Origin of the sequence: Schaedlerella arabinosiphila (assembly GCF_003885045.1) — a bacterium.
In the GTDB taxonomy this organism is placed as follows: domain Bacteria; phylum Bacillota; class Clostridia; order Lachnospirales; family Lachnospiraceae; genus Schaedlerella; species Schaedlerella arabinosiphila.
The window spans coordinates 4,400,169-4,417,086 of the sequence record NZ_RHJS01000002.1 but is presented as its reverse complement, the minus strand read 5'-3'; the positions used below and the strand labels follow the sequence as shown (position 1 = coordinate 4,417,086).

The window sequence follows — 16,918 nt, the reverse complement described above, 5'->3', positions numbered from 1 at the left end:
GAAGGGTTCATTGGATTAAGAAAAAAAGTGAACAAAACAGATGAAAAGGAGAACAGTGACTATGAAGATGATCAAAGACAAAGAACTGTTGGTAGGAGCTGATTTTGCAGGCTTTCCGCTGAAAGAAGCGGTTGTGGAACATTTGAAGAAAAAAGGATGGGAGATTACAGACATCGGCGTGAAAAGCGCAGATGAAGATGACCCGGAAATGTTTCACCGGATCGGCCTGAAGGCAGGGGCAAAAATTTCAGAAAAAGAATTTGAACGGGCATTGCTATTTTGTGGAACAGGTATGGGAATCCATGTTGCTGCCAGTAAGTGCCCAGGCGTATTTGCAGGAGTGGTGGAAAGCGTTCCGGCGGCTCTTCGTGCGATTACGGGCAACAACGTCAATGTGCTGGCTATGGGAGCATTTTACGTGGCTCCGCAGATGGGAATCGATATCGCCGATGCATATCTGAGCCACTACCTTGGAGACGGATATGAATGGTGGCCGAATTTCTATGAGTTTCATAAACTGGCATGTGACGAACTTGACGCATTTGATTATGAAGAATTTAAAAAGAATGGTTTCGAAGTAAAACGCCTGGGTGACTATCCGCTGGAATTAATGACAAAGCCGGATGAGATACAGGGCTGATTTTTAAAAGCAGGAGCAGAATATGAAAATGCTGACGCCTAATATGGAGATTCCAGGTCCGTTTACGGCTTCACATTCTTTTTTGGAGGAACGGGTGGAAATCATTCGTGCAATGGCGGAGGAAAAGAAAGTTTGTCTTGCTGATGCTTATGCCGCCTGGAAAAACTATGAGGCGGCCGGCTACCCGTTGGCGCGCTTCTGGCAAATGGAATCAATCACCCTTCCGTGACCGGCCATGAAGCTTATGCGGAGATCCTGATGAAACTGGTCAGGAGCTGAGCAGGCGGCTTTAAGCATTTCCTTTCGGTTAATACCCGTCCGATCCTATATCTGCAGCAGGCCGGAAGCGTCATCAGCTCCCGGCCTTCCCCCTCACACACACATCTACTCCTTCCTCTTATACCCATCCGGCGAGATCCCTTCATATTTCTTAAACACCTTGGAAAAATACGTGCAGTTCTCAAATCCAAGCACATCGGACACTTCATACACCAGCTTTCCCTCATCCAGCATCTGCTTCGCCAGATCCACCTTTTTCTGGTTCACATATTCTATAAAATTCACCCCCATCTCCTTTTTAAAAACCGTGCTCAGATAAGCATTGGACACTCCGATCTCTCCTGCGGCCTCGGAGAGATGAACCTGTGTCGTCAGATGGCGGTCGATGTAGGAGAAAATACTTTTCAAAAGGTCGGACCGGCTGCATTTGTAAGCCACAAAAAAACGGCTGTAAAAAATATCCTGAAATTCCAGGAACCAGCGCTCGATCAGGTTCAGGCTGTTCATCATCATCAGCTTCTGGTAGTGGCAGTTGTCGTCCCTGACCCGAACCTCTTCAATCGTCCCATTCAGCTTCTGAGCGGTCATGGAGTAGATCCCCAGCATATCCATGAAGATCCGGCGCAGCACGTTGATGTGGGTATAAGGGTCGGTTCGGATCGCGGACAAAATCTGCCGGATCATGTCCCCGGAGTCCTTCCCGGAAAATGTTTCCACAGATTCCCGAAGCCCGGCCAGCATCTGCTGGGTTCCCCTGGGGCTGTGCTCCCGGAGGGCAATTTTTTCCGGAAAATAATGGACTGTCTGAGCTACGTCATAATAGCGGATGACAGAAACCTGCTCGGCCAGTATGATCGCGCGGTTTACGGCATCCGCATTTCCCATAACCGTTTCATGGATGCCGAAATAGACGCTTCCGTGAAGCCGGTTTGTCAATTCCTGATGGAGCTGTAAAAAGAATGCCCCGGAAAAACGCCGCTCAAAAAGGAAACAGCAGATCTGCGGCCCCCGGATGACCTGCATATATTCCACGGAACGCTCTCCAAACCATTTCTTTGAGACTTCGGCGGCAGTGTAAGCGGAATGCTCCTCAGACCACTTTTTCGCCGTTTCACCTGCAGGGGGCAGGATGCACATGGCCGTGCGGTAAGTCCCTACATTCAGAAAAAGGTCTTTTCCGTTGGGATTCATGATTTCATCATAGCGAATCTCATGAAACGCAAAGGAGGACAGCTTTTCATCCCGGTCGCTGCCTGCGCGGAGCTCCTGACGGCATTTTTTCAGGATTCCCAGCAGTTCGTCGGAGGAAAGGTTCAGCTTCCGCAGATAATCATAGGCCCCCAGCTTCATGGCCTCCTTCACCATATCAAATTCCTCATTGCAGCTGATTACAATGACCTTGCAGCCCATGCCTTCCTCTTTCAGATGCCGCAGGATCTGCAGACCGTCGATTTTGGGAATGTTCAGGTCCAGCAGGAGGATGTCCGGGCGGTGCCTGCGGATCAGATCCAGCGCCGCCTCCCCGTCCGCTGCGTCCGGCAGAAGGGAAAATTCATGCTTTTCCCAGTTGATGAGCTGGTGAAGGCCGATTCTCGCCAATATTTCATCTTCAATGATCAATACACTATGCATTTGATTTTCCTTTCGGTATGCGAATCCAGATTTCAAAACCAGTCAGGGCCTTTTCGTTGAATATCAGCCCGTAGGAATCCCCGTAAAGCATTTTTAATCTTGAATTTACATTGTAGAGGCCGATTCCTGTAAATGCGCTCTTACTCTTGTTCGGTTTTTTCAGAAGCCGGTCCATCTTTTCCTTATCCGCCGATTCCCCGTTGTCAAATACGGAAATCATAAAATCATGGGGGTATTCCACCGCGGATACAATGATCTGCCCGGCTTTCATATCCCTGACCCCATGGAGGATCGCGTTTTCGACGATGGGCTGCATGGTAAATGCCGGGATCTCATACAGGTACAATTCGGCGGGAATGGTATTATAAAAATGAAAGGAATCCCCAAACCGCAACTGCATGATCTCCACATATGCCTGCAGGAGAATGGTTTCCTGGCCCACCGTGGTCATGCCGTTTTTACTGCGGTACACAGCCTGGAGGATGGCCCCAAGGGATTCCAGCGCCCGCTCGGTCCGGGTGTCCTGCTCCTTTTGGGCCATGATCTGAATGGAATGCACCGTGTTGAAAATAAAGTGCGGGGAAATCTGCGACATCAGCATTTCGTAATGAGCCTTTTCTTTCAGCTCGCTTTCCAGCTTTACCTTTTTGATCAGATCCTCGATCCGCTCCCCGGCTTTATTGTAGCTGGCGATCAGCTTATTCATTTCCCCGAAGGAGGGTTTTGTGTCCCTGAGCTTTAAGATCCCGTTGTCTGACTGCTCCAGCATGTCTACCATATAGATCAGCGGGCGGGATAATTTTCCGGAAAAATAGATCATGGTCAGGATCGTCAGAAAAACAAGCAGAAAGATCAAAACAAATATCCCGGATGCGATTCCGGAAAGCTCTTCCCTGTAAACGGAAGCGGGTATGGAATAAAGCAGCACATTTTCCGACTGCTCCAGCAGGATAGCCATATAATAGTCCGCCGCGTCCATGGTGCCCCGCAGCACATGCTTCTGATTCAGGCTCCAGCCGGCGGCTTCTTCGGACATGCGCTCTAAAAAGCGGTCGTCCTTTCCATTATAATCGATCAGCCGGCGAAAATCATCATCCAGAATATAGAACGCTTCCTGCCCGGATTTTTCCAGGGCTTGGGTATATTTGCCCCAGATCTTGGAGGCGGAGAGCTGAACCATGATGATCCCCAGGGGCCTTCCGGAGTAATCCTGTATGCTCCTTCCAATGTACAGGTGCTGGTGATCCCGGATCGTATAATTGGACATGGCCTGGAAAAACTGGATCAGCTCCGGCTGAAACGTGATCTTCCGCCCGTTTTCCAGGATTTCGCCGTACCATGCCTCCTTCTCATAATCCAGATTGGTCTTGCTTATATTGTAGGAACCGATCAGATAGCCGTCGGTGGTCAGGATGGCAAGCTTGCCGTCAACGGCATTTAAGACGGAACTCTCCAGATCCGCCAGCCGGGTGGACAGGCTGGTTTTTGCGCGGTAAAGCTCATAGCTGTCCGGATACGCGCCCAGCAGCCGGATATTTTCCAGCACATCCTGATTGACGATCATCATGCTGGTAGAATAATTCATCACTTCTATGATCTGATCCGCGTTGTTTTTGATTTGGAGCAGGGAAGAACTGTCAAAGCGGACCTTGTTGTCGCTCATGACTTTCTGAAGATAGATGTTGAGGACCATCAGTCCAAGACATAGGGGGAGCACGACAAGGATGCCGATATAGACCATCATCTGCGTCCGGATTCCTTTCTTATGAAAATCCAGCCATTTCTCTTTTTTCTTCATTTTTCAACCACCCCGACTTTGCAACCCGTTTGCCGTGCAAATGGATTGCCCGCCATCCGCGCAGCAGACGGCAGGCAATTCCTGTATTGTTTTTTTATACCGCTTTACACTGCCGCTCAAAATCTGTTCCGTACGTGTACAGTGCAGTCTTAAGTCCATGACATTGGTTCCGGATAATTACAGTTTAACACAGAAATCTGAGTGTGAAAACAGACAGATGCAGACACGCAGGCAAAAACGCCTTTTGAGCAGCAATTCCGTCAGCCCTTGACGGCCCCGGAGGACAAGCCGTCCACCAGATTTTTCTGAACCAGGGCAAAGAAGAGGAAAAGCGGAATGAGGCTGATTACCACAGCCGACATCAGCAGTCCCCAGTCCACGGAATACTGTCCGACAAAGTCCTGCATCCCCACCTGGATTGTTTTTTTCAATGTGGTATTGATGAAAATGGATGCGTACATATATTCATCCCAGGAGGACATAAAGCAAAAGAGCGCGGTTACGAACAGCCCCGGTTTTGCCACGTACACAATCACGGTGAAAAAGGAACGCAGCCGGCTGCATCCGTCGATCATGGCCGCCTCCTCCAGCTCCCAGGGAATCGTGTTGAAAAACGCGCAGGTATTCCAGATGGCGAAGGGAAGCGTAAAGGAGCAGTACATCATGATGAGCCCCACGTAGCTGTCGATGAGCTGCAGCTGCTTCATAATTATATAAAACGGAATACACAGCAGGATTCCCGGAAACATCCGCGTCATCAACACGGCCATTTTGATTTTTTCCGACCCGATGATGTAATATCTGGTCAGGCCGTATGCGGCCATGACGGACAGAACCATGCAGATCACCGTGGTCACGACGGTGAGAAAGATACTGTTCATGAAATACCGCACAAAATTGGAATGGAACAGCACCTGCCGGAAATTTTCCAGAGTGATATATGTGGGAATAATCTGGTCGGGATCATAGATCTGTTCCGAACTTTTCAGCGCGGTCAGTATGACGTAAATAAACGGCACGACCGCAAAAAATACCATGATACATATAAAAATATAGGAAATGGAAATCCGGATCTTTTCCCCTTGTTTTTTTGTCAGCAAATCGCCCACCCCTTTCTATTCTTTTTCCCGCACCATGCGCAGATAGATCCAGGAAAATCCTGTCATAACGATAAACAAAATGACAGAGGTCGCTGCCGCGGTTCCGAAATTATGATTGATAAAAGCTTCCCTGTACGCAAAGGTATACAAAATCTCCGTGCTGTACAGCGGCCCGCCCCCGGTCATGAGCCAGATCGTATTGAAACAGGAAACGATGCCGATGAGATTTAAAATGGTGGCGATCGCCAGGGGTTCCTTGATAATGGGCAGGGTGATCGTCCAGAAGCTCTGCCAGCGGCCGGCCCCGTCGATCTCCGCGCTCTCATAGATGTCGTTGGAAATCCCCTGCAGCGCGGCCAGAATAAAGATCATCTGAAACGGGATTCCCTTCCAGATCGCGACCAGGATCACGCACCAGAACGCGGAACCCATATTTCCCAGCCAGGAGACGGATTCCGTGATCATTCCCAGCTTTACCGCCAGGATGTTGATGATCCCCACGTTTGCGTTAAATAAAAAGGTAAAGGTCATCGCCGCGATGGCATGGGGGACGGCCCAGGGCACCAGGATCAGGGTGCGGTACAGGGAACGCCCTTTCAGCTTCTGGTTCAGGGCCAGTGCCAGCAGCATGGCCGCAAGCAGTTGGATGACCAGATTTACGACAGTCCATTTTACGGTATTTCCGATGGACTGCAGAAAAATCTTGTTTGAAAAAATGTTTATGTAATTGTCAAGTCCGGCAAAGGTATTGAAAATGGCGTCGCCCGGCCTTACCAGGTTGTAATGGACAAAGCTGAGGTAGATCCCGCGGAACAACGGATAGATGGAAAGCGTAAATACAGCAATAAACGCCGGGGCAATCAACAGATATCCGGGCCAGTTCTTTTTGAAATCCAGACTTTTTCTTCTCCTTTTTTGCTTCATAAATTGATCTCCTGTTTTGTATGCCGATTTGCGCCGTATAGGCGAAAATTCGGCTGATATGGATATCCTCCCATGCAATCTTGTGGGGATTGGATGGGAGGATGGGTAAAGCCTGCCGCTGAAATACACGGTCGGATCAGGCTACTGATAGTTTGTCTGAATGTTTTCCTTCAGCTTTTCCGTCAGGGAAGCCAGGGCTTCGTCCGCGCTCAATTTTCCATAGTCTACTTCCAGAATTGCGTTTGTGATTAGCTCGTCAATCACTTTTTCATTGATGACGGCAGGGCGGGCGCAGGTATATGGAAATTCATCCGTAAATACCTGAAGCCGTTCTTTTCCTTCCAGAGCCTTTTCATAGTCAAAATCTTTTCTGGCGGAGATCTTTCCCTCTACAGCCAGGATGGAATCGCCGGATTCTGAATTGAGGTAGCTGATCAGGTCGTAGGCGGCCTCGGGATTCTTACAATTTGTATTGATATTCCATGTCCATCCGCCCAGTACGGTTGCCTGTGTTTTGCCTTCTACCATGGTGGTAATGCCGTAATCCAGGTCAGGATTGAGCTTGTCGATTCCGGGAGCGCACCAGTCGCCGCCCAGGAGGAAGGTTGCCTCTCCGTTGGCAAAGCTTTCATATACTTTATCCCAGGTTGTGGCTTCCTTGAAGGACTCCACCAGCCCGCCGTTTTCGACGATGTCGCAGATGTAAGCCCACGCCTCTTTTCCGGCCTCGCTGTCTGTTACGACCTCCGGAATCTCCCCGCTGGTATCGATGACCGGGCATTCGTTCTGATAAAAGAAGGAGTAGAACGCATAAGCGCTTTGGTAGGTAATGATTCCGCCGTATCCGGCATCCTTTACCACCTTCAATGCGTCGGCCAGTTCTTCCCAGGTGCGGGGAACTTCCAGATCCAGTTCTTTCAGGCGTTCCGTATTATAATAAAATCCGCAGCAGTCCATATACCATGGAACCGAATGATATTCCCCCTGGAATTTTCCGGAATTCAGTGGCCCTTCCTGATAGTGGCTGGTCAGCTCCTCGGCAGTCGTCAGCTCACTTAATGGATAGAGCAGCCCCATAGCCGCCAGGTCAATGGCATGTCCGGAATTATCCATGGTCACGATATCCGCGCCGCCGCCGGCCAGTGCCGCGGTCTGGAAGGATTCCTTGATATCCTGCTGTGAGGCGCCCTGCAGAGTAATCTTGACCTCCGGATGTTCTTCCTGATACTGTCCGATTACCTTCGTAAATTCGGCCCCCAGCTCTTTGGATTCGTCTACCCAGTCATTACCCATGAGAAGGGTAAGCTCCGTGGTTTCAGAACCGGATTCCTGCTGCGGCTCCTGTTCCTGTCCTGCAGTGCTGTCTGCGCTTTCCGCACCGCCGGAACCTCCGCAGGCAGATGTTCCAAGCACCATGGATGCGGCTAATAATAAGGCGGTGATTCTTTTCTTTTTCATAGTTGTATCCGTCCCTTTCGTATTTTTATTCAGGTTTTGCCGGCTGTTCCTTATATCTGTATTAAACCATACCGGGGCTGTATTGAAAATAAAGATATTTTTTAAGTTTCCTGCGGAAAAATCAAAAAATAGGTCAGAAATTTTTGGAGGGAGCCGATTTCTACTATTTTTGACTTATTTTTCCGATTTATATAAATTTTGTTCATCCTTCAGTGGAAATTTTGCTTTTTTCCTGAAAAAACAGTGGAAAACCTGCAAAATATATTTATTCCTGTTTGCTATGATTTCCCCTACAATTTTTGAAAAGATAAAAGAAACAGGAGGAAGAAACATATGAAAAAACTGAATGTAGCCCTGGTAGGATTGAGCTTCGGCCTGGAATTTGCCGCGATCTACTGCAAACATCCGGATGTGGACAAGGTGTATCTGGTGGACAAAAATGAAAAATTGCTGCGGATCGCGATGGAACGCTACAGTATCCCGAAAGAGCGGTGCCATACGGACCTGCAGGAGGTTCTGGACAATCCGGAAATCGACGCCGTGCATCTGGTCACGCCGCCGGCGACGCACGCTCCTTTTTCCGTCCGTGTATTGAATGCGGGAAAGCACTGCGGCTGTACCATTCCCATGGGAATGAGCATCCAGGAGCTGAATGATATAATCCATGCCCGGAAGCAGTCCGGAAAAAATTACATGTTTATGGAGACTACGATCTTTCAGAGGGAATTTCTTTATATGAAGGAACTCTACGAGAAAGGGGAGCTTGGAAGGCTTCAGTACATGACCTGCGCCCACTACCAGGATATGGAGGGCTGGCCGGAGTACTGGAAAGGCTTTCCGCCGCTGATGCATCCCACCCATGCGGTGGCGCCCTGCCTGATGCTGGCGGGACATCTGCCGGACCGTGTGTACGCAAGGGGCTCCGGGAAGATCCGAAAGGAGTTGGAGGAGCAGTACGGGTGTCCGTACGCGTTTGAGGCGGCGTTTATTTCGCTCAAAGACAGCGACGTGACGATCGAAATGGAACGTTTCCTGTACGGCGTGGCCCGGAGCTATTCCGAGTGCTTCCGCATATATGGGGAGAATAAGAGTTTCGAGTGGCAGCAGCTTGAGAAGGAAGAGCCGGTTCTCTATACCCGGACGGGCGCCCTGCAGAAGGTGGATATCCTGACCGATGAAAATGAAGAATCCAGCCGGGGCGGCGAGATCAAAGAGGAACGGATCGAAATTCCGGATTATGCGCACCTGTTGCCAAAGGAGATCGCGGCGTTTACCCGAAATACGGTATATAATAATGAAAATACGCATCTTTCATTTACTCAGGGCGGCGGCCACGGCGGTTCCCATCCCCACCTGGTTCACGAGTTCGTACGCTCCATCCTGGAAGAAAGGCCGCCGGTCATGGACGATATCATGGGAGCCTACTGGACAGGCACCGGCATCTGCGCCCACGAGTCGGCTATGCAGGACGGAAAGGTGATATCCATTCCGGCGTTTGAAAAAGTAGAATAAATGTTATGGTGCCGTGCACTTGCTGCACGGCATCCCTCCTTTTTTGAGATCAGGACTTGCAAAGGTTTTGATATTCGGCTAAAATATGAGTATGATCTTATATTGGCCGAAATGAGAAAGGAGGGATTTTTTTATGTATATCAAACGCCACATGGAAATGCCTGTCATGGCGCTCAACCAGCAATATCCCGTACTTCTGATCACCGGCCCGCGGCAGGTGGGAAAAACCACCATGCTGGAGCATCTGATCGAGACGGAGGGACGCGGCCGCAGGAAGGTATCCCTGGACGACCTTATGGAGCGGGAGCTGGCAAAGACGGACCCTAAGATGTTCTTCCAGCTTCATCAGCCGCCGCTGCTGATTGATGAGGTACAGTATGCCCCGGAACTTTTTCCATATATCAAGATCCTGGCGGATACCCGGCGTCAGCCCGGCGATTTCTGGCTGACAGGTTCCCAGATGTTCAAGATGATGGAAGGGGTTCAGGAGTCATTGGCCGGAAGGGTGGCCCTGCTTAGCATGCCTCCGCTGTCCCAGAGTGAAATTATGGGGGAGCCTGAGAACACTCCGTTCAGTCTGGAGCTTTCAGCGCTGGCGGATCGGGAAAAGCATCGTACGATACTGGACACGCCTGAAGTTTTCCGGCATATCTTCCGGGGCGGGATGCCCACGCTGGTCAGCGGCGCCTATCAGGATGCCAATATTTTCTATTCCAGTTACATTGATACCTATCTGGAACGGGATGTGCGCCGGCTGTCCAATGGGATTGACAGCTTAAAGTTTTTGAGGTTTCTGCGCGCGTCGGCGGCCAGGGCTTCTCAGCAGGTCAATTATAAAGGGATTTCGGATGACGCGGAGATTGATCAGGCTACGGCGAAAAGCTGGCTTCGTGTGTTGGAAGCGCTTGGAGTGATCTTTCTTCTGTATCCTTACTCAAATAATGTTCTCAAGCGTACCGTGTCCACTCCGAAGCTGTATTTTTACGACACCGGCCTGGTCTGCTACCTGACTCGCTGGAGCAGTGCGGAAACGGCCATGGAGGGGGCTATGAGCGGAGCTCTGCTGGAAAATTACGCCGTGTCGGAGATTATTAAGACCTACCAGAACGCAGGGCAGGAACCATATCTGTACTATTATCGAGACAAGGATGCCCGGGAGATCGACTTGATTTTGGAACGGGATGGGAAGCTGTTTCCTGTGGAAATCAAGAAAATGGCCTCCCCGCCCAGGAAGCTGACGAAGGTATTCGAACTGATCGAAAAATCCCCTCTGCAGCGGGGGGCCGGCGCCGTCCTCTGCATGGCGGACAAATTAAGTGCCTTCGACCAGAATAACCTGATCATCCCCATTTCTCTTATTTGACAAATTCCCGGGTTCACGACTGCATTTTTATGTTACAGTTCACACGGTGTCGTGCACTTGCTGCACGGCATCCGGCCAATTCAGTGATGGGGCGGGCATCCAGCCACTCGCCGTCAGGCGACTTTTCAATGGGCTGGATGCGTTACAGTTCGCGGCCGGTTGGGCCGTGAACTGTAACATTTTTATGTGATCCCGGGGATTTGCTTATGCCGGGAACTTGTTTTTTGAAGATATGACTGCTATAATGTCAATGAGAAAAATCGTTTGACTTATATTCATAGTTAATAAAAGCAGAAAGGCGGAAAAAATGGACGTAAGAGAGATGCGCAACGAAGTATTGGGAGCACGTGTGGTCAAAGCGCTGGAATCCCGCAACATGGAAGCTTATTATGTGAAGACAAAGGAAGAGGCCCTGGAGAAAGCCCTGGAGCTGATCCCGGAGGGCAGCTCTGTCAGCTGGGGCGGCAGCATGTCCGCCCAGGAGATCGGCCTGCTGGACGCAGTACGCGGGGGCAATTATGAAGTCCTTGACCGGGGCACGAAGGAGACCAGGGCGGAGCAGGAGGAGGTCATGCACCAGGCACTGAACTGCGACGTGTTCCTGGGCAGCACCAACGCGCTCAGCGAGGACGGGGTTCTCGTCAACATCGATGGAAATGCGAACCGGGTGGCGGCCTATTCCTACGGCCCGAAAACCGTCCTGCTGATCGTAGGCATGAACAAGGTCGTGAAGTCGGAGGCGGACGCCATGAGCCGTGCCAAAAATGGAGCGGCGCCGATCAACGCGCAGCGGTTCGGGATACAGACCCCTTGTGTAAAAAACGGAACCTGCTTTGACTGCAAATCCCCGGAATGCATCTGCTGTCAGATACTGATCACCAGATTTTCCAAGGTTCCGAAGCGGACAAAAGTCATTCTGGTAGACGAAAATCTCGGATTTTAGAGAAGGGTTCCTCAGGAAGGATTGAAGGATTCAAAGATGGAAAATAAGAACCGGAAAAGCAGGCAGGCGCCGGCAGCAGGATCCGGCGGCAGAACCGCCGGAAAATCAGGCGCCGGGGCAAAGGGCAGAAAAACGTCCGCCGGGGCCGGAAGGAAGCCTGCAAAAAAAGGTGCGGGCGGGCGAAATAAAAAAGAGAGAAAAAAAGGCGGAAATCTGTTTACTACGCTGATTATGATCGTGGCGTTTGGCATCCTTGCCGTTTCCATTTACCAGATCGTGATGATGGTCCTCCCTTATTACAGCGGCGGTCAGGAATACGACAAGGTGAAGGAGATGGCGGTGAAGGAGCCTGACCCCGAAGAAGAGGGGGAGGAGCAGCGCCTGGGGGACGGATTCCAGGTTGATTTTGACGCGCTGCTGGCGGAGAACCCGGACACGGTGGCGTGGATTCGTATGGAAGAACCGGCGGTCATCAGCTATCCGGTGGTCAAGAGCCGGGACAACGAAGAATATCTGACGAAGACATTTTCTGCAAATGACAACAAGCTGGGGGCGATTTTCCTGGATAAGCGGAGCCACTCCTCGTTTACCGACAGAAATTCCTTTATCTACGGGCACAACCTGAAGGTGGGCGGCGAGATGTTTTCCCAGCTCAGCGCCTATGCCGACGAGGAATTTTGCAGGCAGCATCCTTATTTCTTCATCTACACGCCCGACGGAACGACCAAAGTCTATCAGGTATTTTCGGCCGGCGTGGTGAAGGCGACGGCGGAGAACTACAATCTGAACTACAATACGGATGAAGATTTCACGAATTATCTGGAACTGTGCAAAAGCTCATCCAACTACCAGGTAGAGACGGATCTGAATGCAGGTTCCCGGATTGTGAGCCTTTCCACCTGCACCAACGTGCTGGAGGATGAACGGTTCCTGGTTCAGGGCGTGCTGATTGAGGAACACTGAGACGGGGCTTTGAAAGCGTTTGGCGAAATGTTATGCGCTGCTGTCTGCAGTGCGGTGTTCACAGCAGCGGCGCGGCTTGGCATATGCTGCGCGGGACTCGGTTCACAAGGAGGGATCATATGGCGGATCGTTTTGCGGTAGGGGACATCATTCGGCTGAAAAAGCAGCACCCATGCGGGAATTTTGAGTGGGAGGTGCTCCGGGTGGGGGCGGATTTCCGTTTGAAATGCTGCGGATGCGGGCATCAGGTGATGGTATCCAGGAAATTGGTGGAAAAAAACACGAGAGAAATTCGCAAAAAAGCTTGAATCATACAATGTCTTGTGCTATTATAAGTATCTGTGTGACATACACATTGGTTTACAGCTATTCAGATGCGGCATCTGACAGAAGTGTCCGCTGTATCGGATAGCAGCGTCAGGTTTTCGTAAATCTGACATCTGACAGATATTTATATTCCTTGCTCCCGGGCAGGCGGGGGCCAGAGACCAGAAGGAGGTGCAGGACACATGAACAAGTATGAGTTAGCCGTTGTTGTCAGCGCAAAGCTCGAGGATGACGCGAGAGCGGAAGTAGTGGAGAAGGTAAAAGCATTGATCACCCGTTTCGGCGGCAATGTAACAGACGTTGACGAATGGGGCAAGAGAAGATTTGCTTATGAGATCCAGAAGATGAAAGAAGGATTCTACTACTTCATACACTTCGAGTCTGACGCGGCTGTTCCGGGTGAAGTGGAACAGCGTATCCGTATCATGGATCACGTGCTCAGATATTTATGCGTGAAGCAAGAGGCATAAGAAAGAGGTATATATGAATAAAGTGGTTTTGGTGGGTCGTCTGACAAGAGACCCGGAAGTCAGATATTCACAGGGTGACAGTGCGACCGCAGTAGCAAGATATACGATTGCTGTGGACCGCAGATTCAAGAGGGACAACGAACCCAGCGCAGACTTTATCCCCTGCGTGATCTTCGGACGTTCCGCGGAGTTTGCAGAGAAGTATTTCCGCCAGGGGATGCGCGTAGCCATTTCCGGACGGATTCAGACCGGAAGCTATACGAATAAGGACGGCGTGAAGGTCTATACAACGGAAGTGATCGTGGAAGACCAGGAGTTTGCGGAGAGCAAGTCTGAGTTTGAAGCGAACCGCGGTTCGTACCAGCAGAACTCTTATCAGCAAAATTCCTACCAGCAGCCGGCACCCTCACCGGGAGCAGACGTGGGTGACGGATTCATGAATATCCCCGACGGGATTGAAGAGGAACTGCCGTTCAGCTAAATTCACCGGAAGGACAGGTTTCGTCCGGTGAGATACCTTATTGAACACGGGTTGTTTGATAAGCATAGATAGACGTTCCTAACCGATTCTGCATGGCGTTTCATGCGGAAGCTATAAAATCAGGAGGTAAAGGAAGATGGCTTACGAAAAGGGAAGCAGACCGGAAGGCGGCTTCAAGAGAAGAGGCCCCGTACGCAGAAGAAAAAAAGTATGCGTGTTCTGCGGAAAAGAAAATAACGAGATTGATTACAAAGACGTGGCAAAGCTGAAGAAGTACATCTCTGAGAGAGGAAAGATCCTTCCGAGAAGGATCACAGGCAACTGTGCGAAGCATCAGAGAGCGCTTACCGTAGCGATCAAGAGAGCAAGACACATCGCTTTGATGCCCTACGTTCAGGATTAATTTAAAAAGAGATATGGGCTGCCGCATCGGGAATCTGGAAGATTTGATATGCGGCGGCCTTTTTTGCTCTTATTTACGATCTTTAAGCTTGTCATAATTCGACTCGATCTGTGTTTTTTTTATTCATTTCCCACGAGAATGGTTAGTAAAATAGGCGCTGTTATTTATATCTAATATTCAAGATGCCTGCGGTCTGTTACTGTTCACACGGTGTCGTGCACTTGCTGCACGGCATCCGGCCAATTCAGTGATGGGGCGGGCATCCAGCCCCTCGCCATCAGGCGACTTAAAATGGGCTGGATGCGTTACAGTTCTCGGCCGGTCAGGCCGTGAACTGTAACTGCGGTCTGAATATTTTGAACATTTGTTCTGATAAAGGGTTGCATTATTTTGTATTTTCGCATATAATAATTTTGTGATAGACAGTATTCGGCTATGCTGTGAGTACCGTATGTGTGAATAGTAACCATCATTAGAAAAATTATATATAGAGAGTGATAATATTTATGTGTATTTAAGATAATAACTTATAATTGTTTCTGCAGTATGGAAAGGAGGTATTTGTATGGCATTGAAAAATGAACTGAAAAACCTGATTAATACTATGGCACAGGAAGTAATCGAAATGTATAATATTTCTATTCCCATTACTGACATTGAGAAAGTGGTACAAAATATGGGAGGGAGCATAGTGGAAGATCCTTCTATAAATGGCTTTTCTGATGGTAAGATCAGAAAAGCAGGGAGTGATAGATTTGTAATAGAAATATCACCGTTTCAGACAGAAGAGAGGAAGAATTTTACAATAGCTCATGAACTGGGGCATTTATTTTTGCATATGGGGTTCCAGACGAATCAACAGAGATGGCAGTCTCATGACAACATATACTACTACCGCAATGGAAATTCGGAATTAGAATACCAATCCAATGAATTTGCGGCTGCTTTTTTAATGCCCCGCACAGAGTATAAGCGTATAATGGATCAGCATACATCCGGCAGCCGGGTGAATACTTCTGAGATTGCCAAGTATTTTCATGTGTCTGTGGATGCTGCTGCAAACAGGGGAAAATGGCTGGGGTATTTAAAATGGTAGAAGACAAAAGAGTGGTTTTAGAATCCATACAAAATAGAATAGACGAATTATCAAAAGAAGAAGAAAAAACAGAAGAACATCCTAATATTAATTCTTCGGATGTTGTTCTGTTTTTTTCTTTTGATATTGTAAACTCTACTGCATATAAGACAATTAATTATTTCGGGTGGGCCCAGGTCATCAATTTATTGTTTAAAGAACTGCGGAATGAGGTGGAAAATCAGCTTTTTGGTTCGGAGATGTGGAGAGTTCTCGGCGATGAAGCTATTTTTATTATTAAGGTACGCAGCGAAAATGAACTGTGCGAATACATAAACCGTATATTCAAAATAATGGTAGTCACCATACACAAACTTAAAACGGGTGAATTTTTTAAGTTTGGCAACGATCAATTTCATGCGATGAAACTGCAGAATATTTTATCTCTGAAAACAGCCGCCTGGATAGCTGCTGTAACAGATGTCGGAAATATCAGTTACAGGGATACGCTACAGGATAATGCCGATAACATTTTCGAACGGTACCACTCAAAAGAAGGGCATGAGATTTTTGAGTTTCTCGGTAATGATATAGATACGGGGTTTCGGATTTCCAGGCAAACACAGGAAGGACGCATGGTTCTGAGTTATGAATTGGCTTATTTGATCTCCCGGCAGACAGAAAGCCTTTCCTGCCTGCACATTATAACCTACAGAAAGCTTAAAGGCGTATGGAAAGATAAATTATATCCGATTATCTGGTACCATGACCCAAAAGCTTATCCGGATTTATACGGGAAAGAAATTGAATTAAAAGAAAGCTTTGTATTCGATGCATGTGATGAAAGCGACCTGATTAAAGAGTATTATGATAATCGGGAAGCCGATAAAAAGGAAAAAGTAATCCGGGATGATGAGATGTACACGAATCCCCTTTATGCTGTCAATAAAATCTTGCAGGACAGAATGCTGACAGAGAAAATTGAACGGCTGCAGCAGTTAATTAAAACAGCAACACACGATCAGACAAAATACATCAACACAGAATTAATGCAGATTCATTGTGTGGCAGTCTGTTTTAAAGAATTTGAAGACGGCATTAGAATTTTAATTGCCAAAAGGTCTGACAGCCGTGAAAAAAGCCAGGGGGCCTGGGAGTTCGGCTGTGCAAAAGCAGTGATAGACATGAGCATTGCGCAAAAGCTGAAAGAAGAATATAAACAGGACTTTCAGATTGACATCGAACCCGTCGTTGATGGCAGCAGAGAAATGAGAGAACCGATTCCGATAGCTTTGTACCAGGTTATCCATAATCCGCAGTTAAATGAGCCTGAGAAGAAAGACAAAGGCATCATTACGCTGGCAAGGATTACGACGGATTTTGATCCGGAGAATTTTAAGCCGACAAAGAAGCATGAACGGATACGATGGATTACAGAATCAGATTTACAAAATATAGAAAAAGATTTTGAAAAAAGGGTACCTGATTTTGAACAAACGCTTAATGAAGCTTTCAGCAGGATAAAAGCGTTATCCCTGGAGTATACTTAA

At 48.7% G+C, this 16,918-nt stretch carries 17 protein-coding genes; 12 read left to right on the top strand and 5 right to left on the bottom strand.

All coding sequences use genetic code 11. The features are described 5' to 3' along the window. Positions 1 to 61 precede the first annotated feature (61 nt). Together EBB54_RS20900 and EBB54_RS20895 are read left to right on the top strand one after the other, a co-directional pair. Complete coding sequence (locus EBB54_RS20900; protein WP_125128824.1) at positions 62 to 640, top strand: RpiB/LacA/LacB family sugar-phosphate isomerase; 579 nt, start codon at positions 62 to 64, stop codon at positions 638 to 640. A 22-nt stretch (positions 641 to 662) separates the two neighbouring features. Then, positions 663 to 869 carry a hypothetical protein gene (locus tag EBB54_RS20895; RefSeq protein ID WP_125128823.1) on the top strand — a complete coding sequence of 69 codons (207 nt, stop codon included), beginning with the start codon at positions 663 to 665 and terminating at the stop codon, positions 867 to 869. A 155-nt stretch (positions 870 to 1,024) separates the two neighbouring features. On the opposite strand, the gene EBB54_RS20890 is transcribed toward EBB54_RS20895, so the two are convergent. The 5 genes from EBB54_RS20890 to EBB54_RS20870 form a co-directional block, all read right to left on the bottom strand. Next, positions 1,025 to 2,551 (bottom strand): response regulator, encoded by a 1,527-nt coding sequence (locus EBB54_RS20890; RefSeq protein ID WP_125128822.1) that lies wholly within the window; start codon positions 2,549 to 2,551, stop codon positions 1,025 to 1,027. Further along, the gene (locus tag EBB54_RS20885; RefSeq protein ID WP_125128821.1) at positions 2,544 to 4,349 is read right to left on the bottom strand and encodes a cache domain-containing sensor histidine kinase; all 1,806 of its coding nucleotides are present in this window, start codon (positions 4,347 to 4,349) and stop codon (positions 2,544 to 2,546) included. Before EBB54_RS20885 ends, EBB54_RS20890 begins: the two co-directional genes overlap by 8 nt. Before the next feature lie 260 nt (positions 4,350 to 4,609). Beyond that, the gene (locus EBB54_RS20880; RefSeq protein ID WP_125128820.1) at positions 4,610 to 5,449 is read right to left on the bottom strand and encodes a carbohydrate ABC transporter permease; all 840 of its coding nucleotides are present in this window, start codon (positions 5,447 to 5,449) and stop codon (positions 4,610 to 4,612) included. A gap of 15 nt (positions 5,450 to 5,464) precedes the next feature. Beyond that, entirely contained in the window at positions 5,465 to 6,373 is a 909-nt protein-coding gene (locus tag EBB54_RS20875; protein WP_125128819.1) for a carbohydrate ABC transporter permease, read from the bottom strand. 141 nt (positions 6,374 to 6,514) lie between these two features. Continuing rightward, complete coding sequence (locus tag EBB54_RS20870) at positions 6,515 to 7,831, bottom strand: sugar ABC transporter substrate-binding protein (RefSeq protein WP_125128818.1); 1,317 nt, start codon at positions 7,829 to 7,831, stop codon at positions 6,515 to 6,517. Between the two features lie 333 nt (positions 7,832 to 8,164). On the opposite strand from EBB54_RS20870, the gene EBB54_RS20865 reads away from it, so the two are divergent. The 10 genes from EBB54_RS20865 to EBB54_RS20820 all read left to right on the top strand — a co-directional run bounded on the left by EBB54_RS20865 (position 8,165) and on the right by EBB54_RS20820 (position 16,918). After that, complete coding sequence (locus tag EBB54_RS20865; RefSeq protein ID WP_125128817.1) at positions 8,165 to 9,343, top strand: Gfo/Idh/MocA family protein; 1,179 nt, start codon at positions 8,165 to 8,167, stop codon at positions 9,341 to 9,343. Between the two features lie 133 nt (positions 9,344 to 9,476). After that, positions 9,477 to 10,706 carry an ATP-binding protein gene (locus tag EBB54_RS20860; protein WP_243127751.1) on the top strand — a complete coding sequence of 410 codons (1,230 nt, stop codon included), beginning with the start codon at positions 9,477 to 9,479 and terminating at the stop codon, positions 10,704 to 10,706. Positions 10,707 to 11,013: 307 nt separating this feature from the next. Beyond that, entirely contained in the window at positions 11,014 to 11,649 is a 636-nt protein-coding gene (locus EBB54_RS20855) for a lactate utilization protein (RefSeq protein ID WP_125128816.1), read from the top strand. Between the two features lie 36 nt (positions 11,650 to 11,685). Beyond that, a complete protein-coding gene (srtB, locus tag EBB54_RS20850) occupies positions 11,686 to 12,612 on the top strand; it encodes a class B sortase (RefSeq protein WP_004072196.1) in 927 nt (308 codons plus the stop codon). Between the two features lie 119 nt (positions 12,613 to 12,731). Continuing rightward, positions 12,732 to 12,920: a DUF951 domain-containing protein gene (locus EBB54_RS20845; RefSeq protein WP_004072197.1), complete on the top strand. Its 189-nt coding sequence runs from the start codon at positions 12,732 to 12,734 to the stop codon at positions 12,918 to 12,920. A gap of 201 nt (positions 12,921 to 13,121) precedes the next feature. Then, on the top strand, positions 13,122 to 13,409 hold the full coding sequence (gene rpsF, locus EBB54_RS20840; RefSeq protein WP_125128815.1) for a 30S ribosomal protein S6: 288 nt from the start codon (positions 13,122 to 13,124) through the stop codon (positions 13,407 to 13,409). A gap of 13 nt (positions 13,410 to 13,422) precedes the next feature. Next, complete coding sequence (locus EBB54_RS20835) at positions 13,423 to 13,890, top strand: single-stranded DNA-binding protein (RefSeq protein WP_004072207.1); 468 nt, start codon at positions 13,423 to 13,425, stop codon at positions 13,888 to 13,890. A 136-nt stretch (positions 13,891 to 14,026) separates the two neighbouring features. Then, positions 14,027 to 14,293 (top strand): 30S ribosomal protein S18, encoded by a 267-nt coding sequence (gene rpsR / locus EBB54_RS20830; RefSeq protein ID WP_004072209.1) that lies wholly within the window; start codon positions 14,027 to 14,029, stop codon positions 14,291 to 14,293. A gap of 565 nt (positions 14,294 to 14,858) precedes the next feature. Beyond that, entirely contained in the window at positions 14,859 to 15,389 is a 531-nt protein-coding gene (locus EBB54_RS20825) for an ImmA/IrrE family metallo-endopeptidase (RefSeq protein ID WP_125128814.1), read from the top strand. Beyond that, positions 15,383 to 16,918: a hypothetical protein gene (locus tag EBB54_RS20820; RefSeq protein WP_125128813.1), complete on the top strand. Its 1,536-nt coding sequence runs from the start codon at positions 15,383 to 15,385 to the stop codon at positions 16,916 to 16,918. Before EBB54_RS20825 ends, EBB54_RS20820 begins: the two co-directional genes overlap by 7 nt.